Source organism: Phyllobacterium myrsinacearum, from assembly GCF_002980555.1.
Taxonomy (GTDB): Bacteria; Pseudomonadota; Alphaproteobacteria; order Rhizobiales; family Rhizobiaceae; genus Phyllobacterium; species Phyllobacterium myrsinacearum.
In genome coordinates this window covers 34,891-56,728 of the sequence record NZ_PVBT01000011.1, presented here as the reverse complement: position 1 = coordinate 56,728, position 21,838 = coordinate 34,891, and the positions used below count along the sequence as shown (strand labels likewise).

Annotated in this window: 17 protein-coding genes and 1 tRNA gene; 9 read left to right on the top strand and 9 right to left on the bottom strand. The window is 59.8% G+C overall.

Translation table 11 applies throughout. From position 1 onward, the window contains the following. Positions 1-49: 49 nt before the first annotated feature. Positions 50-126 (top strand) — tRNA-Met (locus C5750_RS25755). A 525-nt stretch (positions 127-651) separates the two neighbouring features. Here C5750_RS25755 and C5750_RS25750 read toward each other — a convergent pair. Further along, positions 652-1,593: a threonine/serine dehydratase gene (locus tag C5750_RS25750; RefSeq protein ID WP_105738233.1), complete on the bottom strand. Its 942-nt coding sequence runs from the start codon at positions 1,591-1,593 to the stop codon at positions 652-654. 292 nt (positions 1,594-1,885) lie between these two features. Here C5750_RS25750 and C5750_RS25745 point away from each other — a divergent pair, with 292 nt between their 5' ends. From C5750_RS25745 to C5750_RS25710, 8 genes are all read left to right on the top strand, one after another. Then, a complete protein-coding gene (locus C5750_RS25745) occupies positions 1,886-2,875 on the top strand; it encodes a substrate-binding domain-containing protein (protein ID WP_105738231.1) in 990 nt (329 codons plus the stop codon). A 71-nt stretch (positions 2,876-2,946) separates the two neighbouring features. Further along, on the top strand, positions 2,947-3,969 hold the full coding sequence (locus tag C5750_RS25740) for a galactitol-1-phosphate 5-dehydrogenase (RefSeq protein WP_105738229.1): 1,023 nt from the start codon (positions 2,947-2,949) through the stop codon (positions 3,967-3,969). Positions 3,970-4,013: 44 nt separating this feature from the next. Beyond that, complete coding sequence (locus C5750_RS25735) at positions 4,014-5,534, top strand: FGGY-family carbohydrate kinase (protein ID WP_105738227.1); 1,521 nt, start codon at positions 4,014-4,016, stop codon at positions 5,532-5,534. Next, positions 5,531-6,526 carry a sugar-binding transcriptional regulator gene (locus C5750_RS25730; protein WP_105738225.1) on the top strand — a complete coding sequence of 332 codons (996 nt, stop codon included), beginning with the start codon at positions 5,531-5,533 and terminating at the stop codon, positions 6,524-6,526. Before C5750_RS25735 ends, C5750_RS25730 begins: the two co-directional genes overlap by 4 nt. Further along, positions 6,516-8,012 carry a sugar ABC transporter ATP-binding protein gene (locus tag C5750_RS25725; RefSeq protein WP_105738223.1) on the top strand — a complete coding sequence of 499 codons (1,497 nt, stop codon included), beginning with the start codon at positions 6,516-6,518 and terminating at the stop codon, positions 8,010-8,012. The genes C5750_RS25730 and C5750_RS25725 overlap by 11 nt, the downstream gene beginning before the upstream one ends. Further along, positions 7,999-9,006, top strand: coding sequence for an ABC transporter permease (locus C5750_RS25720; RefSeq protein WP_105738221.1), 1,008 nt, complete (start codon positions 7,999-8,001; stop codon positions 9,004-9,006). Before C5750_RS25725 ends, C5750_RS25720 begins: the two co-directional genes overlap by 14 nt. A gap of 41 nt (positions 9,007-9,047) precedes the next feature. Beyond that, entirely contained in the window at positions 9,048-10,007 is a 960-nt protein-coding gene (gene deoC / locus C5750_RS25715) for a deoxyribose-phosphate aldolase (protein WP_105738219.1), read from the top strand. 11 nt (positions 10,008-10,018) lie between these two features. Beyond that, a complete protein-coding gene (locus C5750_RS25710) occupies positions 10,019-12,418 on the top strand; it encodes an aldehyde dehydrogenase family protein (RefSeq protein ID WP_162800227.1) in 2,400 nt (799 codons plus the stop codon). Positions 12,419-12,473: 55 nt separating this feature from the next. Here the strand turns inward: C5750_RS25710 and C5750_RS25705 are convergent, their stop codons facing one another. The 8 genes from C5750_RS25705 to C5750_RS25670 form a co-directional block, all read right to left on the bottom strand. Then, on the bottom strand, positions 12,474-13,409 hold the full coding sequence (locus C5750_RS25705; RefSeq protein ID WP_105738217.1) for an ABC transporter substrate-binding protein: 936 nt from the start codon (positions 13,407-13,409) through the stop codon (positions 12,474-12,476). 35 nt (positions 13,410-13,444) lie between these two features. Next, positions 13,445-14,494, bottom strand: a complete 1,050-nt coding sequence (locus tag C5750_RS25700; protein ID WP_105738215.1) for an LLM class flavin-dependent oxidoreductase — start codon at positions 14,492-14,494, stop codon at positions 13,445-13,447. Between the two features lie 38 nt (positions 14,495-14,532). Further along, positions 14,533-15,468 carry an ABC transporter substrate-binding protein gene (locus tag C5750_RS25695; protein ID WP_105738213.1) on the bottom strand — a complete coding sequence of 312 codons (936 nt, stop codon included), beginning with the start codon at positions 15,466-15,468 and terminating at the stop codon, positions 14,533-14,535. Between the two features lie 42 nt (positions 15,469-15,510). Continuing rightward, positions 15,511-17,316, bottom strand: a complete 1,806-nt coding sequence (locus C5750_RS26955) for an amino acid ABC transporter permease/ATP-binding protein (protein ID WP_105738211.1) — start codon at positions 17,314-17,316, stop codon at positions 15,511-15,513. Positions 17,317-17,536: 220 nt separating this feature from the next. Beyond that, entirely contained in the window at positions 17,537-18,088 is a 552-nt protein-coding gene (locus tag C5750_RS25685) for a GNAT family N-acetyltransferase (protein ID WP_105738209.1), read from the bottom strand. A gap of 18 nt (positions 18,089-18,106) precedes the next feature. Further along, entirely contained in the window at positions 18,107-19,300 is a 1,194-nt protein-coding gene (locus C5750_RS25680) for a M20 aminoacylase family protein (protein ID WP_105738207.1), read from the bottom strand. Next, positions 19,300-20,652, bottom strand: coding sequence for an LLM class flavin-dependent oxidoreductase (locus C5750_RS25675; protein ID WP_105738205.1), 1,353 nt, complete (start codon positions 20,650-20,652; stop codon positions 19,300-19,302). The genes C5750_RS25680 and C5750_RS25675 overlap by 1 nt, the downstream gene beginning before the upstream one ends. A 16-nt stretch (positions 20,653-20,668) precedes the next feature. After that, complete coding sequence (locus C5750_RS25670; RefSeq protein WP_105738203.1) at positions 20,669-21,673, bottom strand: LLM class flavin-dependent oxidoreductase; 1,005 nt, start codon at positions 21,671-21,673, stop codon at positions 20,669-20,671. Positions 21,674-21,838: the final 165 nt, after the last annotated feature.

Here is a 21,838-nt window from a genome sequence, read left to right as displayed (position 1 = left end):
GCAAAGCCCGAGGACAGACCGACAAAACGGCAATCGCCGGATATGGTGGCGCGGGGTGGAGCAGCCCGGTAGCTCGTCAGGCTCATAACCTGAAGGTCACAGGTTCAAATCCTGTCCCCGCAACCAATGCACAAAAGGCCCGGCTCGTCCGGGCTTTCGTGCGTTGATGCCCGGGCCGGCGATCTGAACCCGCATCAGGGGCCCGCAAGGAGGCAGCGCCGACGCCGCGGGACATAAACCAAATCCTGTCCCCGCAACCAACACACACAACCTCAAAACCAGCTTCTCACAAAACACCAAAACACCGCCATAAACGGGGTTGCCCCCGTTTGAGACATCGCGCAAAAACAGGAGCGCCTGAAGTTCGCTACCCCTGTGCTGCAATATATTCGTCGGCTTATAAAGCTTCAGAAAGCATCAAACTTTCATTCAGCTCAACCTGAATAACTATTGCACCGGTTTGCTGGCGTCCGGGCAGAGCCCGGCAAAACAGTCAACCAGACTGTTTTAAGGCCGAACGGACAAAGCCTCTCCCCAAAACCAACACACAATCGCAGAACCAGCTTCTCACAAAACACCAAAACACCGCCATAAACCGGGTTGCCCCCGTTTGACACGTCGCGCAAAAACGCAGGGAAACCAAACTGGTGGTTAAAACTGCACTGCGCCGGTATTGGCGCCGCACAGGAGAACGGCAACGCGTTCGTGCGGACCGGCAACGTATTTCTGTGCCAGAAGCGCGGCAAAGGCCGCCGCTCCACCGGGTTCAGCGACAATGCGCAGCCGCTCCCAAAGGGCGGATTGCGCGGCACGAATGTCATCGTCCGAGACAAGGACGGACTGCGCGACATAATCCCGGGCAAATGGAAACATCAATTCTCCCACACGCCTGGGCGCGAGGGAATCGGCAGCGATGCCTTCCGCCGGAGCGTCGACAGGCCGGCCTGCACTGAGTGCCCTGTGCAGGGTGGGTGATCCCTCGGGTTCGACAGCCACGATCCTGACGCGGCCGCGAAACCAGGCCGCAATTCCGCCAATCAGGCCGCCGCCGCCCACGGCGACCAGGAGGGTTGTGATGTCAGGCAGGTCTGTTTCGATTTCCAGGCCAAGCGTTCCCTGGCCGAGCAGGGTTTCCGGCTGGTCGAAGGCGTGAACCGGCATGGCCTTGTGCTCTGCCGTGAATTGCTCGCTGGCCGCCAGGGCATCGGCATAGCGGCTGCCGGAGACAACAAGGTTTGCGCCGTAACTGCGGATGCGGTCCGCCTTGGCGGCTGCGGTGACATCGGGCACGAATATCGTTGCGGGTACGCCAAGCCGCATCGCCGCATAGGCGACGGCTGCACCATGATTGCCGCCCGATGCGGCAACGACACCAGCGTCCGGCACCGGACGGGTGAGCAGATTGGCAAAGGCGCCGCGCGCCTTGAACGAACCCGAGTGCTGCAGAAACTCAAGCTTGAAATCGATGCTGCGCGGCTGGAGGCCGAAATCACCGAGATCCGCACGCATGACCGGGGTATGCCGGATGTGTGGCCGGATCAGGCGTCCGGTTTCAACGATGCGTTCCGGGGTGATGTCTGTTGGGCTGGACATGGTGTGGACTCACGATGCGTGGAGTTCAACTTAGAGCGCTCTTCCCCGCAAATGCAACTTTTGTGATGTATCGCACATCCATTGTTCACATGGTTGCGGCTGTTCCTGCCGGGTAAGTGCTGAAGCAGCAGATAAAATACAGAATATATTTCAATTGGTTATTTGTTTTCTCCCGTGATTTTGTCAATCGCGTTGACTCCCCCTGAAACTTCTGGCTATCTAGAATAACAAATGAGCGATATTTGCTCAAATGTAGATTTACCAGAAAAATGAGTCTTTGGGGAGGAAAACCATGCTCAGACGTCGCAGTTTTTTGTTCAGATTCGCCTTTGCCGGAACCGCCATTTCATTGGCGGCAGGATTGGGCATAACTGCCGCCCACGCGGAAGGCCTGAAAATCGGATTCAGCCAGGTGACGTTGCAGTCGCCCTTCTATGTTCAGCTCAAGACTGGCGCGGAAGCGGCCGCCAAGGCCGGCGGCGATACACTGGTTTTTCTTGACGCCAACGGCGATGTCAGCAAGCAGAACAATGACATTCAGGATCTGATAACCCAGGGCGTCAATGCGCTGATCATCAATCCGGTCAATCCCGATGCGGTCGTGCCATCGCTGGAAGCGGCTGTTGCCGCCGGCATCCCGGTCATTACGGTTGACCGCAGCGTCAACGGCAAGGGGGTTACCGCCCATGTCGGCCGCGACAACAAGAACATGGGCAAGCTGGTCGGCGAAGCGGTTGTCGCGCGCCTGAAGGCCGACGGTGTCGAGAAAGCCAAGATCATCGAGATCCAGGGCGATGCGGGCGGCGCGGTCATGATGGACCGGCGCGACGGTTTTCACAGCGCCATCGAAGGCTCGGGTCATACTATCGTCGAAGGCCCCTATGCGGAATATATCCGCGCCAATGCGGTCACCGCGATGCAGGACCTGCTTCAGGCCAATCCGGATGTGAAGGTTGTCTATGCGCATAATGATGATATGGCGCTTGGTGCCCTGCAGGTGCTGAAGGAAAACAACCGCAGTGATGTGCTGGTTGCCGGTGTGGACGGATTGTCGGAAGCGCTCGCCATCATGGCCGATGGCGGCAACTACATCGGTTCGGCGCTGAATGATCCCAAATATCTCGGTGATGTGACGATCCAGGTTGCCCGCGAAGCCGCGGCCAAGAAGCCTGTCTCGGCCTTTGTCGATGCGGGCACGGCATTGGTGACGTCCAAGAATGTGGCGGATTTCCCCCGCGCGGGACTGTTTGCCGAATACCGGCCGCACGTTCTCGGCCAGTAGGCCTTTCTCCTGAGCCTGCGGAGCAGACCTGTTCCGCAGCTCCCATTATCATATACCCACAGGATACCATGATGCGCGCAGCCGTTCTCTATGCCCCGGGCGATATTCGCCTCGAAAATGTCCCGGAACCCCAGATCAAGCCAGGACACGTGATTGTCCGCGTCGCGTCCGTGGGGGTGTGCGGCTCGGATCTGCCGCGCATGCTGATCAAGGGCGCCCACAGGATGCCGCTCATCTGCGGCCATGAGTTTTCGGGTCATATCACCGAGCTGGGCGAAGGCGTGGAAGGCTTTGATCTCGGCGAACTGGTGGCGATTCCGCCGATGCTGCCATGCTTCGAATGCGACCAGTGCCAGAAGGGGCAGTTTTCGCGCTGCCGCGACTATGATTATTTCGGTTCGCGCCGGGATGGCGCCTATGCGGAATTTGTCTGCGTTCCCGTCTCCAACCTTTTGAAGACGCCAAAGGGGATCGATCCAAGGGCGGTCGCCATGACCGATCCCGCATCCATCGCCATTCATGCCATATGGAAGGCCGGCGGTATCGGCATGGGCCAGCGCGGCGGCGTCATCGGCTGCGGCCCGATTGGCCTGTTTGCCATTCAATGGCTCAAGCTGATGGGCGCCAGCGACGTCGTAGCCGTCGATGTGTCGGAGGAAAAGCTGGCGATGGCGCGGCGTGCCGGCGCAACGCACACATTCCTGTCCGGCGCCGACATTCCGGCCAGTCTGCTGTGCGATACGATTATCGAGGCCGCCGGACACCCGTCGTCGATCAACATGGCGGTGAAGATGGCGGCGCCGAGCGGCCATGTGGTCTTCATCGGCATTCCGGTTGCGGAGGTAACCCTGGACAACAAGACATTCCAGCATTTCCTGCGGCAGGAGGTATCGCTGCATGGCTCGTGGAATTCGTTCGGTGCGCCCTATCCGGGGCCGCAATGGACGGTGACGCTGGAAAAACTGGGATCCGGCGCACTGGAATGGGAATTCATGATCACGCATGATCTCGACCTTGCCGAGTTGCCGGGAATGTTCGAAAAGTTCCGGACTGACAGGAGCATGTTCTTTTCGAAGGTCATGTTCCGGCCCTGAAAGACTTCGGGAAGAGGCAGGGAATCGAGGGAGGAGACGGCAGGATGACACTTGTCCTGAACTTTGATCTTGGCACGGGAGGAGTCCGCGCCGGCGTATACGATGTCGAGCGCAGGACCATGCTCTCGCTGTCGGAAGCCAGTTATTCCACCACATATCCCCATGCGGGCTGGGCTGAGCAGCAGCCCGAGGAATGGTGGAACGCACTTGTGAAGGCTGGCCGTCAGGCCGTCGAGCAATGCGGATCAGGCGATGTAGCTGCGGTTTGCGTGGCCACGACCGCTTCCTCCGTCGTGGTCTGCGACAGGGAAAGTACGCCGCTTTATCCGGCTATTTTGTGGATGGACTGCCGGGCGGCCAAGGAGGCCCGCGCCACGGAAAAGGTCAATCATCCCGTCATGGCCTATAGTGGAGGCGGCGATGCCGTCGAATGGCTGATTCCCAAGGCGATGTGGCTGGCCGAACACGAACCAGCCATCTTTGCCGAGGCTGATATCATTTGCGAAGCGCTGGATTTCATCAACTACAGGCTGTGCGGCGCATGGGTCGGCTCGCGCATGAATGCGGCCTGCAAGTGGAATTACGATTCAAGCAATGGTGCGTTTGTTCCGGAGATTTACGCGGCGCTTGGCATTCCCGAACTGCAGGGCAAACTGCCGCAAAGGATCGTGCCAGTCGGCGATGCCATCGCGCCATTGAAACCGGATGTTGCCGCAGCCCTTGGCATCACCTCACTGCCGCTTCTAGCCCAGGGCGGCATCGATGCGCATATCGGCATGCTTGGTGCGGGAACCGTTGCCGCGGGTGGAATGCTGATCATCGGCGGTACATCCGTCGTGCATCTGACGCACCTGAGAGAACAGGGCAATGTGACCGGCTTCTGGGGACCTTATCCCAATGCACTCGTCGATGGGTTGTGGCTGGTTGAGGCGGGACAGGTCTCTGCCGGATCAATCCTCAACTGGTTCAGCGGCACGATTTTCGGGCTGGACGAGCAGGGCCATCGTGATCTGATCCGCCAGGCATCCGTGGTTTCGGCCCAGAATTCTGGTCTTTTGACGCTCGACTATTGGATGGGTAACCGCACGCCCTACCGGGATGCGGATCTGCGCGGGGCAATCCTCGGCCTGTCGCTCAGCCATGACAGGGCGGACATCTATGCGTCGGCGGTGGATTCCATTGCGCTCGGTTCCGCCAATGTTGTTGCGGTGCTGGAGGAACGCGGCGTTTGCGTCGAGCGGATCGTCATGGCTGGCGGCATCTGCAAGAACCCGCTGTGGTTGCAGGCGACAATCGACGCCATCGGCCGGCCGGTTCATGTGGCGAGCGATGACAATCTGTCTCTTATTGGAACGGCGGTCTGCTCCGCCCATGCGCTTGGATTGTTTCCCGATCTTATCGCCGCGTCTGAGGCCTGCGCTGCACCGGCGCGGGAAGTGCAGCCTGACCCCGTGCGCAGCCAGCGGTATCGCGATACGATGGCGCTCTATCGGGATACGACCGAAACATTGACACCGGCGCTGCATGCATTGAGCGCCAGGCAATTGGCGGGGGCTGCACAATGAGCGATGCACGGATCAATCCATCTGTCCGGTTGCCTTCCGACGAGCAGCGGGAACACCTGATGGTGCGTGTCGCCAAGCTCTATTATGATCTTGAGCGCACCCAGAGCGAGATTGCCACGGAGCTTGGGCTGACGCGCTGGCAGGTGGGCCGGTTGCTCATCGAAGCCAAGGAATTGGGGGTCGTGCGCATCGAGATCACACCGCGCGCCTATCGGCGAACGGAACTCGAAGTGCGCCTGCAGCAGCAATTCGGCCTGCGCGATGCCATTGTCGTGCCGTCGGGCGGAACGACGGATTCAGCCCTTCTCATGGAAAGCGTGGCGCAGGCCGCCGCGAAATACCTGGCGGGCCTCAACCCTAAGGCCGATCTGATCGGTGTCTCCTGGGGCCGCACCATGTCGGCGGTTGCCAAATTCCTGCCGAACAACTGGAACCCGGGCGTGCATGTGGTTCTGGTGAACGGCTCGACAAACCTGCGTTCGACCTCAACCCATACCAGCGCCGTTGCCGAGGAATTTGCCAGGGCAGGCAACGGCATCGCCACGCTTCTGCCGGTTCCCGCCATACTGGGTAAGAAAAGCACCCGTGAAGTGCTTGAAGAAGATCCGATCATCGAGCGCGTTCTCAAACTTGCGATGGAAGCGGATGTGGTCTGTTTCGGCATGGGCGGCATCACGCATGAATCCGTGCTGCTCAGTTCCGGCTATCTTGAAGAGGCCGATATTGACCGGCTGAAGGATGCGGGTGCGGTCGGAGACATTCTTGGCCGCTTCCTCGACAAGGATGGCAACATTGTTGACGAGACAATCGATGGCCGCACGGTTGGATTGCGACTTGATTATCTCAAGACCAAGCAGCGTTCGATCGGGGTCGTTGCGGGCGAAGAAAAACTGCAGATAGCCCTGGCTGCCCTGAAAGCTGGTTTTGTCTCGGTCATCGTTACCGACGAAGCGACGGCCCGCTATGCATTGGAGGCCGCAAGTGGCGACTGATGTTCTGACCGTCCGGCAGGTGTCGAAGACATTCCTGCCCAACATCATCGCATTGGAGTCGGCCTCGCTGAATGTGCGGGCCGGAGAGGTGCATTGTCTGCTTGGTGCCAACGGCGCCGGAAAATCGACGCTGCTCAAGATCATAGCCGGCGCTTTCCGCCCGACGGACGGGACATTGTTGCTGGATGGTGAGCCGGTTGAACTGCATTCGCCGGCTCAAGCTGCACGGCTTGGCATTTCGATGATCTATCAGGAACTCGATCTCGTCCCGCAACTGACCGTCGAACAGAACCTGTTTCTCGGCCATGCACCCGGCCGTTTCGGATTGATCAACCATGGGGAGCGCCGGGAAAAGGCGGCTGCTGCGTTGAAGCGCGTGGGCGCGCATTTCAAACCGGATGCGCGGGTCGAGACCCTGTCGGTTGCCAACCAGCAACTGACCGCGATTGCCCGCTCGCTGACAATGGACGCCAAGATCATCATCATGGACGAGCCATCGGCATCGCTCAACGAAACCGAGCTCGAGAGCGTGTTCAAGGTCATCCGCGAACTCGTCAGGCAGGGGGTTGCCATACTTTATGTCAGTCACCGGCTGGGTGAGTTGCGCGAAATCGGCGACCGGGTGACCGTGTTGCGCGGCGGCAGGACCATCGAGACGTTCGACGTCAAGAGCACCGGGGATGGCGCACTGGTGGAAGCCATCATCGGCAAACAGCGCTCGCTGATCGAACGGAAAACCCGCGAGCCGGTAACCGGCGATGTCGCGCTGCGCGTCAACCGGCTGCGCGGACCGGAAGGTCTTGATATCAGCGGTCTTGATGTGCGCTGGGGTGAGGTTGTCGGTCTGACCGGATTGAACGGCTCCGGCCGCACATCGTTTCTGAAGTCGCTCTTCGGTGCAAACAGGTTCGACGGCGACATCAAGCTGGAAGGCAAGCCGTTCCATCCGCGTCATCCGGCTCACGCCATCCGCAGTGGCATCGGTCTGGTGCCGGAAAACCGCAAGACGGAAGGCCTCATCCTGCACGCTCCGATCTACAAGAATGCAACCTTGCCATCGATGCGCGAGAGCTGGCTGACACGCCATTCCCGGCAGAAGCAGAAGACGGCACCGGTCCTGAAAAGCCTGTCGACCAAATATGGCCGGCCGGAACAGGCCGTCGTGCAGCTGTCCGGCGGCAACCAGCAGAAGGTCGTCCTGGCCAAATGGATCATCAACGGCGCGCGCGTGCTGCTCCTCGACGAGCCCAGCCGTGGCCTCGATATCGGCGCCAAGGCAGATCTCTACAATCTGGTCGACAGGCTCGCGCGGGAAGGGGCCGCTGTCATCGTTGCCAGCAGCGAGCTCGATGAGCTTTATGCGGCCTGCGACACGATCTGGGTCTTTCATGAAGGCCGCAACATCGGCAAATACGATCCTTCGGTTGCGGACCGCGACACAATATTGAGGGCAACAATTCTGGGTGAAAATCATGTCCAACACTGAAACCGCCGTGCCTCCAGCCGATACCCCGGCATTCGGCAAGCGTCTTGTCGATCTGGCGATCGAATACAACTTCATCGTCATCTTTCTGGCAGTGGTTGTGATCGCGACCTCGCTGTCGAGCAATTTTTTGACCTTTACCAATATCGCCAATCTGTTTCAGCAAGCTGCGGTTGTTGGTGTGGTTGCCATCGGCATGACCTTCGTCATCCTGACAGGCAATATCGACCTGTCTGTCGGCAGTGTCGTTGCGCTTTGCGGCATGCTGGTTGCCGTGCTGATGTCGCATGGTTTCGATCCCTTCGTGGCCGTCGCGATCACGGCACTGGTGGGAACGGCCTGCGGTGCGGGTATGGGGGCGATCAGCGCGCTTGCCCAGGTACCAAGCTTCATCGTCACGCTGGCCGGGCTCGTCTCCTTCCGGGGCATCACCTATCTGATGACCGATGGTGTACCCGTGAGCGGTTTACCGCAGGGTTTTGCGTCGATCAGCTCGACCATGATCCCGCTTCTGCCCGGCTTCTCCCTGTCGTCGATGGGTCTGATCTTTATTGTCCTGTGCATTGTCGCCGGTCTGGTGCTGCGCTTTACCGTGTTTGGCGAATATGTCTTCGCGACGGGCGGCAATCCGGAAGCTGCCCGGCTGTCCGGCCTGCCGACCCGGTTCATGATCACGGCGGTTTTCGCGGTGTCGGGGTTCATGGCAGCGCTGGGCGGCATCCTTTTGACATCACGCCTGCGCATTGGCCAGCCTACAGCGGCGCAGGGGCTTGAGCTTGACGCCATCGCTGCCGTCGTGCTGGGTGGTACAAGTCTATTCGGTGGACGCGGCGGCGTACTCGGTACATTTTTTGCCGTGATGCTGCTCCAGGTTCTCCGCAACATATTCAATCTTCTGGGATTGGGCTCCTTCTACCAGATGACTGTCACCGGTATTATCATCGTTGCAGCCATCCTGCTCAATCGCTTCATCGATCATAGGAAGGGTCGGGGATGAACACGCAACAACCATTGGTCCAAAAGGGCACGGAAATCCAAATGCCACATTCCCACGCGCGCAACACCGGCACGAAACTTCTGCCGGACTGGTTCGAGGATATCGCCGTCAATCGTTCGGCAACGGAGCGCCGGGCGGCGACACTGACCACCAGGCGAACGGTCAAGAAGGAGTATCAGGCGGCGTGGCTGGTCAAGGCGATCACCTGCATCGACCTGACGACCCTTGCCGGCGACGACACGGCCGGCCGTGTCCGGCGCCTGTGCGCCAAGGCGAAAAAGCCAGTGCGCGACGACATTCTGGAAGCGCTCGGGCTTGCCGATGCGCATATCACAACGGGTGCGGTCTGCGTCTATCCGACGATGGTCCCTCATGCTGTCAAGGCGCTGGAAGGCTCGGGCATTCCGGTCGCATCCGTTGCGACAGGGTTCCCTGCGGGTTTGACACCGCTGCCGCAGCGCCTGGCCGAAATTCACTACGCGGTGGGTGAAGGTGCCAAGGAAATCGATATCGTCATTACGCGCGAACATGTTCTCACCCAGAATTGGTCAGCGCTGTATGACGAGATTGCCCGGATGCGCGAAGCTTCGGGCGAGGCGCATCTGAAAGCCATTCTGGCAACGGGCGATCTCAACACGCTGCGCAATGTCTACCGTGCGTCGATGGTTGCGATGCAGGCGGGTGCCGATTTCATCAAGACGTCGACCGGCAAGGAAGATGTCAATGCCACACTGCCCGTCAGCCTGGTAATGCTGCGGGCGCTGCGGGATTATGGCGAACTGTCCGGCCAGACCGTTGGCTTCAAGCCTGCGGGCGGCATGAAGACGGCGAAGGATGCCATGAACTGGCTGATCCTGATGAAGGAAGAATTGGGGTTGCCGTGGATGCAGCCGGATCTGTTCCGGCTTGGAGCCAGCTCGATGCTTGGCGATATCGAACGGCAGCTGGAACATTATGTGACGGGTCGCTACGCGGCGTCATCGCGCCACGCACTCGCTTGAGGAACAGGAATATGGGACAGATCAAGGATATTCTTCGCACGATGGAATATGGCCCGGCACCAGAGAGCAATACCGACGTCCAGAACTGGCTTGATGCCAACAAGGCGGGTTTTGGTCACTTCATCAATGGCAAGTTCACCGGCACCGAGGGCCGCGAGACATTTGCGGTCATCAATCCGGCCAATGACGCCGTTCTGGCGAAGGTGGCGCACGGCAACGCCGCCGATGTCGACGCGGCCGTGAAGGCGGCGCGCGCGGCCTTCGGCAAATGGTCGAAGCTGCCCGGCCACGAACGCGCCAAATATCTCTACGCGATTGCCCGTCATATCCAGAAGCGTGAGCGCTTCTTCTCCGTCCTGGAGACCATGGACAACGGCAAGCCGATCCGCGAAACCCGCGATATCGATATCCCGCTGGTCGCCCGGCATTTCTACCATCATGCCGGTTGGGCAGAGATGGTCGAGACAGAGTTCGAAGGCTTTTCGCCCGTGGGTGTCTGCGGTCAGGTGATCCCGTGGAATTTTCCGCTGCTGATGCTGGCGTGGAAAATCGCGCCGGCACTTGCCGCCGGCAACACGGTTGTCCTCAAACCGGCCGAACTGACACCGCTGACAGCGGTTGCCTTTGCCGAAGTCTGTCATGAAATCGGCCTGCCTGCCGGTGTCGTCAACATCGTCCATGGCGATGGCGCGACGGGGGCTGCGATCTGCGGCCATGACGATATCGACAAGGTGGCCTTCACCGGCTCGACCGAAGTTGGCCGGATCATCCGCGAGCAGATTGCCGGTTCGGAAAAGAAGCTGTCGCTGGAGCTGGGCGGCAAGTCGCCTTTCATCGTGTTCGAAGATGCCGATATCGATGGCGCTATCGAGGGCGTGGTTGATGCCATCTGGTTCAACCAGGGTGAGGTGTGCTGTGCCGGTTCGCGTCTTCTCATCCAGGAAGGCATTGCCGAGGGGTTTTATGCAAAGCTGCGCAAACGCATGGAAACCCTGCGGGTCGGTGATCCGCTCGACAAGACCATGGATGTCGGCGCGATTGTCTCCAAGGGCCAGCTGAAGCGCATCACATCACTGGTCGAGCAGGGCAAGGCAGAGGGCGGTACGCTCTGGCAGGCGCCGGTGACATTGCCCAGCAAGGGCGCATTTTTTGCGCCGGGTTTCTTCACCGATGTCGAGCCGGCGTCGACCGTGTGCGAAGTGGAGATTTTCGGACCGGTTGCCACTGCAACGACATTCCGCACCCCGGATGAAGCCATCGCCCTTGCCAACAATACAAAATACGGGCTGGCCGCATCGGTCTGGTCGGAAAACATCAATCTGGCCCTCGACATGGCGGCCCGCGTCAAGGCGGGCGTTGTCTGGATCAATTCCACCAACCTGCTCGATGCGGGCGCTGGTTTCGGCGGATACCGTGAAAGCGGCTATGGCCGTGAGGGCGGGCGCGAAGGGCTCTACGAATACCTGACCGCCGATTGGGAAAAGCGGCTTCCCGCCGGTAAAGCCGAACAGGCATTAAAGCCATCGGCAGCGCCGGACGGCGAAGCGAAAATGGCGCTTGGCGGTTCAATTGACCGCACCGTCAAGAACTACATCGGCGGCAAGCAGGCACGCCCCGACGGCGGCTACAGCTATTCGGTCGTCGGCAAGGGCGGGCAGGTCGTCGGTCAAGCCGGTATCGGCAATCGCAAGGATATCCGCAATGCCGTGGAAGCCGCCGCAAAGGCCGGTTCCTGGGGTGGTGTTACGGCCCATAACCGGGCGCAGGTGCTGTACTATCTCGGCGAAAACTTGAGTGCGCGGCAGGCAGAGTTTGAAGCATTGCTGGTGGAGAGCACCGGTGTTTCAGCAAAGGCGGCGGCTGACGAGTTTGCCACGGCGCTCCGCCGCATATTCTATTATGCCGCGCAGTCCGACAAATATGACGGCGCGGTGCATTCCACCAAGTCACGCCACGTGACCCTGGCAATGAACGAACCATGGGGTGTCGTCGGTATCGTCTGCCCGGACGACCAGCCGCTGCTCTCGTTCATCTCGCTGGTTCTGCCTGCCATTGCCATGGGCAACCGTGTCGTGGCCGTACCATCCGCCAGGCATCCGCTGCTTGCTGCCAATCTCTATCAGGTGCTGGATACGTCGGATGTTCCGGGCGGCGTGGTCAATATCGTCACCGGCGAACGCGATGTCCTGGCCAAGACCCTGGCTGAACACGACGAAGTGGATGCGCTGTGGTATGTGGGCTCGAAGGACGGCAGTGCGATGGTCGAAAAGGCATCGTGCGGCAATCTGAAAGCCACCTGGGTCAATAATGGCCGCCAGCGCGACTGGGCGAACACGCAGCAGGGGCAGGGCAGGGATTACCTGCGCCGCGCCGTCCAGGTGAAGAACATCTGGGTTCCCTACGGCGAATAAGCCAAACAAAAGGCCGCACCGGTTATGCCGGTGCGGCCTTTTGTTGTGAACGGTCTCAGCTCTTTGGCAGACCGGGCGGGTTGGTGGTTGCCTTGTCGATGGCTTCGGAGCCAAGATTCCAGCGATCGAGCACCTTTTTGTATTTGCCATCGGCGATGACGGCATTCAGTGCCGCAGTAACGCCGTCCGCCGCGCCGCTGCCCTTGCGGGTGGTGACTGCAACCTCGGCAGTGATCGGCCAGCCGCCGCTGACGGTGCCCACGAGCTTGGTTTTGCCGCTGACAGCGGCCTTATAGGCTTGAGTTGCATTGACGCTGAAGACGGCATCGGCGCGGCCCGATTGAATGGCAAGCGTGCTGACCGCATCATCGTCATAATACTGGACTTCGATGGGTTTCAGACCCTTGGCGACATTTTCCTTATCCCAGGCCAGCAGGATTTTCTCCTGGTTGGTGCCCGCATCGGTGATCACCTTCAACCCGGCAATATCCTTGGGTTCCTTGATGGCCTTGATGGCGCTGTCAGCCTTGACGTAGTAGCCAAGCTCGTCCTTGCGGTAGGTCGAGAAATCGAACTTCTCCTTGCGCTGTTCCGTCACCGTGACATTTGAAATCACCGCATCGAACTTGCCGGATTCAAGCCCAAGCGGCCAATCCGCCCAGGCAACCGGCACGAGTACCAGTTCGCGTCCAAGGCTGTCCGCCACCAGCTGGGCCAGATCGACGTCAAAACCGACGACCGTCGTGGCATCGCTGGCGTAGGTGCTGAGCGGCGGGTTGGACGGGTGCAGTCCGATGGTCAGCTTGCCGTCGCTGACGAATTTGAAGCTCTTCGAGACAGCTTCAATTGCCTTTTCGTTTTTCTCGGCCCGCACGCGGTCTTTCTGATCCGGGCTGAGATCGAAGGCGCTCCCGGCGGCAAAGGCGAGATGAGTGGTGGCGGCGATGAATGCCCCGGCCACGAGAGATAGAAGGTGCAGTCTGGTTGTCATGGATAACCCCTTGAGTGTGGCTTGTTGGTTGATGGTCAGCGCCGTGCCCCCGCACTGATGCGCACGGGCTGATTGCCCCAGCCGATTTCCGGAGCGATGTGGGAGATGAAATCGGAGAGGATTTGCTGATATTCGTGCTGTTGGAACTCATAAGGAAGTTCCAGCCGCAGCTCCCCGACGCGCGCCACGATCGGATCGTTGAAAAGCTGCTCGAGGATCTGCTCGGATGTTCCCACAAGATCCTTGGGAAACAGGGTACGCCGCTCGCCCTGCGGCTTCAGCGTGCGTTCATGACGGCTCGCGGCATAGTCGGCATATTTCTTGCGGGTTGCTGCATCGGCGCTATCCGTCGGGACGATGACGCGTCCGAGGGACACACGGCGGAAGAGGCCGTCGAGGTTGTGATGATACGCGTCGAGCTGATGCCCCTGGGCTTCGTAGAAATCATCGGTGTTTTCACCGGCGGTCACGTTGCCGATCATGAGATTGAAGCCGTTCTGACCGGCCCAGCCTACGGACCGGAGCGACCCGCCGCCATACCAGATCCGGTTGACTAGGCCCTCCGCATGCGGTTGCAGGCGCGGCCGTTGCGGCCCGCCCGGCGTTGCGATGAACGTCTGGGGATCGGCAAGAAATTCACCACGCAGGTTGTCGGCGAAGCGAATGACACGGGTGTGGGAAAGGTCGTACTCCTTCCAGTCACCGTCAAACACCCGCGGGCCGAGCAACGCCGCATGGGCCGGTGTACCGGCACTCAGGCCGATATTGAGCCGCCCCCGCGACAGGACGTCGACGGTCGACAGATCCTCGGCGAGGCGATAGGGGCTTTCATAACCGATCTGGATGACCGCTGTGCCCAGCTGGATGCGGCTGGTGCGCTGGGTTGCTGCGGCAAGGAACACGCCCGCGGAGGATATGCCGTGCTCGAGGTGGCGCTGCCGCACCCAGCCGCTGTCAAATCCCAGTTTCTCACCGAATTCCAGCAGCTGGAGCGTGTTCTCCAATCCTTCATACGGATTGTCGTCCCGGTAGTTTCCTGGTGTGAGGAAGCCGACATGATTGATGGCGAGGGATGTGTTCGTCATGGGAGAAGCCCTTCTTGCTTGTTCGTAAGCCTTGCCGGTCAGATTTTCGGCAGGCCGGGCGGATTGGTCCGCGATTTGTCGAGGGCTTCCGGGCTGAGTTTCCAGCGTTCGAGCGACTGGGCATATTTCCCGTCGGCGATCAGTTCGTTGATTGCCGCGGTCAAACTATCGGCAATGCCGCTCCCCTTGCGCGTGGTGATGGCAACGTCGGCGATGAGCGGCCATCCGGCATTCACCGTTCCCACCAGTTTGATCTTGTGATCGATTGCAGCGCGGTAGGCCTGGGGCGCATTGGGATTGAATTCCGCATCGGCCCGGCCGGACTGGATGGCGAGCGCACTGACCGCATCATCGTCGTAATACTGCAGTTCCACGGGTTTCAGCCCTTTTGCCGCATTCTGCTTGTCCCATTCGAGCAGGATCTTTTCCTGAATGGTGCCCGAGCCCGTGATGATCCTGAGCCCGGCAATATCCTTTGGCTCCTTGATCGATGTGATCGGGCTATCGGCCTTGACGTAGAAACCATGCAGGCCGAGGCGGTAGGTGGAGAAATCGAATTTCTCCTTGCGCTGCTCGGTCACGCCGACATTGGAAATGACAGCATCGAATTTTCCCGATTCCAGGCCGAGCGGCCAATCCGCCCAGGCAATCGGCACCAGTTCCAGTTTTCTGCCGAGAATATCGGCAATCAGCTGGGCGAAGTCCGGATCATAGCCGACGACGGTCTTTGCATCCGTTGCGTAGGTGCTGAGCGGCGGGTGCGCGACACTGATACCGACGGTCAGCGTATCGTCCCTGACGAATTTGAACGTCGCAGGAACGGTAGCAATGACCTTTTCGCTCTTTTCCGCCCGGATACGGCCGCTCTGGTCCGGGCTGAGGTCAAAACCTTCGGCGTGAACCATGGCGAGACCGGAAACGGTGGCGATAAGCACCGCGAGAGCGAAGGAGATGTGGGATGGGCGAAAATTCATGCTGCTTTCCTTGGATATGGACATGCCGGAGCCGGCGCTGGGTTAGAGAACCTTGGCGAGAAACTCGCTGGTGCGGGCATTCCTTGGCCGGTTCAGGATCTGCTCGGGCGCGCCTGTCTCAATAACCCTGCCGCCGTCCATGAAGATCACCGTGTCGGCCACTTCCCGGGCAAATCCGATCTCGTGGGTGACGATGATCAGGGTTGTGCCGGAGCGGGCCAGTTCCTTGATGACGTCCAGCACCTCGCCGACCAATTCGGGGTCGAGCGCGGATGTCGGCTCATCGAACAACAGGACCTTTGGCCTCAACGCCAGCGCCCGTGCAATCGCCACACGCTGTTGCTGCCCGCCGGACAGCTGGCGCGGATAGGCATTGATCTTGTCGCCGAGACCGACACGGGCAAGCAGTTCCCGTGCGAGGCTAATGGCTTCCGGGCGGGTCAGCTGGCCGAGTGACACCGGCGCTTCAATGATATTCTCAAGAACGGTGAGATGCGGGAACAGGTTGAAGCTCTGGAACACCATGCCGATGTCGGCGCGGCGTTTGAGAATGTCCTTCTCCTTGAGCTCATAGAGTGTCCGGCCGCTTTTGCGATAACCGACCAGTTCGTTGTCCACGGTGATGAAACCGTCATCGACGCGTTCGAGATGGTTGATGGTGCGCAGCAGGGTGGACTTGCCGGAGCCGGACGGGCCAAGGATCGCGGTGACGCTGCCCGCCTTGATGTCGAGCCGGATATCGTCGAGCACCTTGAGCTGGCCAAAGCTCTTGGAGACACCCTGGATTTTCACCGATCCCGGGGCGCGCCAACTGGCGAGAGGTATGCTGCGGTCGCTGGTTTTGACCGCGGCCGCATTTTGCAGGGAGGAGACGGGGACGCTTTGCGGGCGGGCAAGAATCGGGGCGCCGAAGAGCCGGCGAAACAGTTTGCGGAAAATCGGGGCAGGAGGATTGCGCAGGGCACCTTTGGAGAAGTGCCGTTCGATATAGTGCTGGGCGACTGACAGCACGGTCAGGATGATCAGGTACCAGACCGTTGCCACCATTAGCAACGGGATCACTTCGAGGTTGCGGCGATAGATCACCTGAACCGTGTAGAAGAGCTCCGGCAGCGCCAGCACATAGACGATGGACGTGCCTTTGGCCAAACCGATAATCTCATTGAATCCGGTGGGCAGAATAGTGCGCATGGCCTGCGGCAGGACGATACGGAAGGCCTGCCGGCGCCGGGAAAGACCGAGCGCGGCGGCGGCTTCAAGCTGGCCCTGATCGACGGACAGGATACCACCGCGGATGATTTCTGAGGAGAAGGCTGCCTGATTGAGGCTGAGACCGATAAGCGCTGCTGCAAAGGGGCTGAGGATCGAAATGGTCGGATACTCGGCGAAGAGAATATCCGTGTAGGGCACGCCGATGCGCACCGTCGCATAGAGATAGCCGAGATTGTTGAGGATCAGGAGCAGCACGATCAACGGAATCGAGCGCAGAAGCCAGATATAGGCCCATGACAGACCCGACAGGAGAGGCGATTTCGACACGCGGGCCAGCGCTAGCGCTGTGCCCAGCGCGAAGCCGAGAATGGTTGCGAGTAGGGTCAGCAGCAGTGTGCGCGCCAGGCCAGCCAGAACGGGAGCCGAGAAGAACCATTCGGCAAAAACATTCCATCCCCATTTCGGATTGGTCAGAATGGATTGAAGCGTGACAGCAATGATCAGCGCGGCAAACAATGTTCCGAAGAAACGCGCGGGGTATCTCGCCTTTACAATCCTGTAGTGGGTGTAATCCTCGGTTGTGGCGGCGGGCGGCTGGACGGAATGCGTAGCCGAATAGTCTGCTGTAATCGCCATGCTTGCAAATTCCCCTGTACAACACTTTTCAGTCGAGCGAGCCCGTATCGGAAAACCTTCTGCGGGCTCGGATTTTACTCGACTGATTTAGTAGTGTTTAAGCGAAACAGTCAAAGACGGCGGACTGCGAAATCTGAGGGGTTAGAGAAGCATTGTTGCAAAGAACCGGACTTATTGAGCATGAAATCCCACGGTCCGGGCAATCGTGGCGCCGGTGAAATCACCCGGCCTGGCGCAGAAGATCGCGGTCTGACGAAGCCGAAGCAGCAACCTTGGAAAGCTGTGCTGCCAATGCACTGATATCTTTCTCGAAGGGCAGGTGCCGATAGACTTCCGGGTCGGCATTGACATCGAAAAGAGCGGTATATCCCGAACGCAGATACAGTTCCTTTGCCTCGGGCTGGCGGAAGCCGGTGGTCAGGTAAATCCGCGTATAACCCTGGCGCGCAGCCTGTTCTTCCAGTTCGGTCACAACCTTGCGTGCAAGGCCCTGCTGACGCAAATCCGCATGGGTCCAGATGCGCTTGAGTTCGGCTGTCTGCTCGTCATAGCGTTTGAAGGCACCGCCGCCAATGGTCTGGCCATCGCGGATCAGGAGCAGAAAGGCACCATGGGGAGGTGCAAACAGTTCGGCCGGATACCGGCTCAGCTCGTTGCGGGCGGGTTCGCCGTAGAAGTTGCCGTAGCGTGTTTCATATTCAATGATCAGAGCTTCTATCAGCGGTTGGGAGCGTTCGTCGTTCGGTGTCGTGTAAACAAAAACATCAGTCATGATTGTCTCGCGTTCTTGTCAGATGGGCCTGTCGGAGGGATTCCTGGCGAGATAGGCTTCGGTCAGCTTCACCCAGTAACGGGCGGCTGACGGCAGAATCTCGTCATTGAAATTGTAAAGCGGGCTGTGCAGTGGAGCGCTGTCGCCGTTGCCGAGGAAAAGATAGCTTCCCGGTGTTTCCTGCAGCATGAAGGCAAAATCCTCGCTGGCGGAAATCGGCCGGAAATCCTTCTCGATCCGCGCATCGCCGAAGTGTTCAAGCGCCACGTTTCTGGCGAACGCCGTTTCATCGGCATGGTTGACCAGCACGGGATAGCCGCTGGGATATGCCACCTCGGCGACAGCGCCGTAGCTTTCGGCCTGCGCTTTGGCCAGTGCGGTGAGGCGGGATTTGATGGCTTCCCGCACCTCCTTGCGGAAGGTGCGCACCGTCAGTTCCAGCTCGACGCTGTCGGGTATGACATTGGGGGCGATGCCGGCGTGGATGGTGCCAACCGTAATCACCGCGGCATCAAGCGGATCGATATTGCGGGCGACAATGCTTTGCAGCGCCATGATGAAAGAGGCGCTGGCGACGACGGGATCAATGGTTTCCTGGGGGCGAGCGCCGTGGCCGCCCTTGCCGATGATCCGGACTGTGACCTTGTCGACCGAGGCCATGGCCGGGCCGGTGATGAAACCGAACTGGCCCGTGGGAACACCCGGCCAGTTATGCAGGCCGAAGACGGCGTCGCAGGGAAAGCGCTGGAACAGGCCATCGCGAACCATGCTGCGGGCGCCGGCACCGCCTTCCTCGGCCGGCTGGAAGATGACGTTGAGGGTGCCGGAGAAGTCACGCGTTTCGGCGAGATAACGGGCGCTGGTCAGAAGGATGGTTGTGTGCCCGTCATGGCCGCAGGCATGCATTTTTCCGGGTATGGTGCTGGCATAGGGCAGGCCCGTGGCTTCGACGATAGGTAGGGCATCCATATCGGCGCGAATGCCGAGCCGTTTGGGGCCGTTGCCGTTCTGCAGGGTTCCGACAACACCGGTTTTGCCGACACCCTCGGTGACCTGATAGCCCCAGTCGCGCAGCCGGTCGGCGACAAGCGCGCTGGTGCGGTGCTCGTTGTAACCCAGTTCGGGATTCCGGTGCAGGTCGTGGCGAAGAGCGACCATCTCATCGAGATAGCCGCTGATTCGTTCCTCAATCCTGTCTGTTGGCTCACCCATCAGAGTGCCGTCTCCCTGATGCGTTCCTTTACGCCCTGATCAATCCTGGCATAGCGGCTTTCACGGAAGGGCAAGCCGAGGTTTTCGCGCAATGTCGTGCCGGGAAGCACCCTGTTGTGATAACCGCGCTCCTCAAGCAGCGGCAGCACGTCGCGCGTGAAATCCTCAAGCCCTTCGGTCAGGATCTGGAAGCCGAGAATGAACCCGTCGGCCGCTTCGGTTTCGACCCAGCGGATGAGTTCGTCGGCGATCTTCTGCGGTGTGCCGGTGAAGGCATTGCGCGGTGTTGTGACTTCCAGCGCAACCTCGCGCAAGGTCTGGCCCTTTTCCCTGGCATTGCGCTTGATGCGGTCCGTGGTGGAGCGGAAATTGTTCTTGCCGATATCGCCGAGTTCCGGGAATGGCGCGTCAATGGGATAGGCGCTGAAATCATGATGGTCGAAGAAGCGCCCGAGATAGGCGAGCGCTTCGTCAACGGTCACCAGATCGCGGATGATACGGTACTTTGCCTCCGCTTCTTCATCGGTCGCACCGACGATCGGTGCGATGCCGGGGAAAATCAGGACATCGTCCGGCTTGCGGTCATGCGCGACCGCGCTCTGCTTGACCCGGCGATAGAAGGCCTGCGCTTCCTCGATCGGCACGTGATTGGTGAACACGCCGTCCGCATGCTTGCCGGCAAGGTCGATACCGTCATCGGACGATCCGGCCTGGAAAATGACCGGCTGGCCCTGTTCGGAACGGCTGATGTTCAGCGGGCCCTCCGAGGTGAAGAACCGGCCATGATGGTTCAGGCGATGCAGCTTGGTCCTGTCGAAAAATTGACCCGTTTCGCGGTTGCGGACAAAAGCGTCGTCATCCCATGAGTCCCACAGACCCTTGACCACCTCAAGATGCTCGTCCGCAATCTCATAGCGCAGGGCATGGTCGGGATGGTCGCGGCCGTAATTCTTGGCTGAACCTTCAAGCGGGGATGTCACGGCGTTCCAGCCGGCGCGGCCGTTGCTGATCTTGTCGATCGAACCGAACTGCCGGGCAACGGTGAAGGGATCGCTGTAGGAGGTTGAGACCGTGCCGACGAGGCCGAGTTTCGAGGTTGTCGCGGCCAGTGCCGACAGAATGGCAATCGGTTCGAAACGGTTGAGAAAATGCGGGATGGATTTTTCGTTGATGTAGAGCCCGTCGGCGACGAAGGCAAAGGCAATGCCTGCCTCCTCGGCTTTGCGGGCATTGCGGACAAAGAAATCGAAATTGACACTGGCATCAACAGGCGAACTCGGGTGTTTCCAGGAATTCATGTGGCCGCCGGCACCTTGCAGCATCACACCGAATGGAATGGGTCGCTTGGACATGGTTAAATCTCCTTGATCACGCGGCAGCGGCGAATTGCGCCTGGGCCAGTAGTTCGATGGATCTGAGGCGCTTTGCAGCGTCATTGATGGGGGTATCGATGATGAATTCCCCTATGCCGTAGCGGTCATGCAGCCGGTCGAGCTGATCAGAAACCGTGCGCGCCGCACCGCGCAGGACATTGGGCGTCTTTTTCTCGATCCGGTAACTGGCTGCACCTGACTGGCGGGCATATTCTTCAGCCTGTTCGACACTGCCGACGGTGACGCTCTGGCCGTTGTCCACATGCACCTTGAAGTGCTGGATATTGCCGGTCAGCCGGTCAGCCTCCGCATCCGTTTCGGCCGCCACGATCCCCACGGCAAGGAGAGGCGCACGGCCGTGCGCTGCCTTCTGGTACGCGTCCAGTGTCTCCTGCAGGATCGTTTCGTCGCCGTTGAGATGGCTGGCGAAGACAAAATCCCAGCCCTGGGAGGCGGCAAGCAGCGCGCTGTCGACGCTGGCGCCAAGCAGGAAGCGGTTGGCGGCGATGGCAGGGCGCGGCGTCGCCTGAACCCCGGCAAGCGGGTCATCCGCAGGCAGTCCTTGATCGAGAAAGGCGCTGAGCTGGGCGAGCTGGGCGGAAAAATCCTGCTTCTGCGTCCGCGGGACAACGCCTTGCAGGGCACGCGTCGAAAACGGCAGTCCGCCGGGGGCCTTGCCCACGCCGAGATCGACGCGGCCAGGCCCCAGTGCAGCCAGGACATTGAAATTCTCGGCCACCTTGTAGGGGCTATAGTGCTGCAGCATGACCCCGCCGGAGCCGACGCGGATGCGGCTTGTATTGGCCAGCAGAAAGGCGATCAGCACTTCCGGTGACGAGCTTGCCAGCGTTGGCGCATCATGGTGTTCAGCCACCCAGAACCGGTGGAAGCCCCACTGTTCTGCCTGGCGGGCAAGCGCAACCGTCCGCTTCAGTGCGGTGCTGGCCGTTTCGCCATCGTGGATCGGACTTTTATCGAGCAAACTCAGTGCATAGCCCATTTTGGGGTATGGCCTCCATGTGATTGAAGCCACGCATTGCCACAGGCAGCGCGGACTCCGTTTTCAGAGGCAATCAGATTTTATCGGATTTCGAGGCCCGTCAAAGAACGCTTTGCTAAAAATCGGCGGGCAAACTGTATTAATATTCCGCTCGCTGACGGCGTG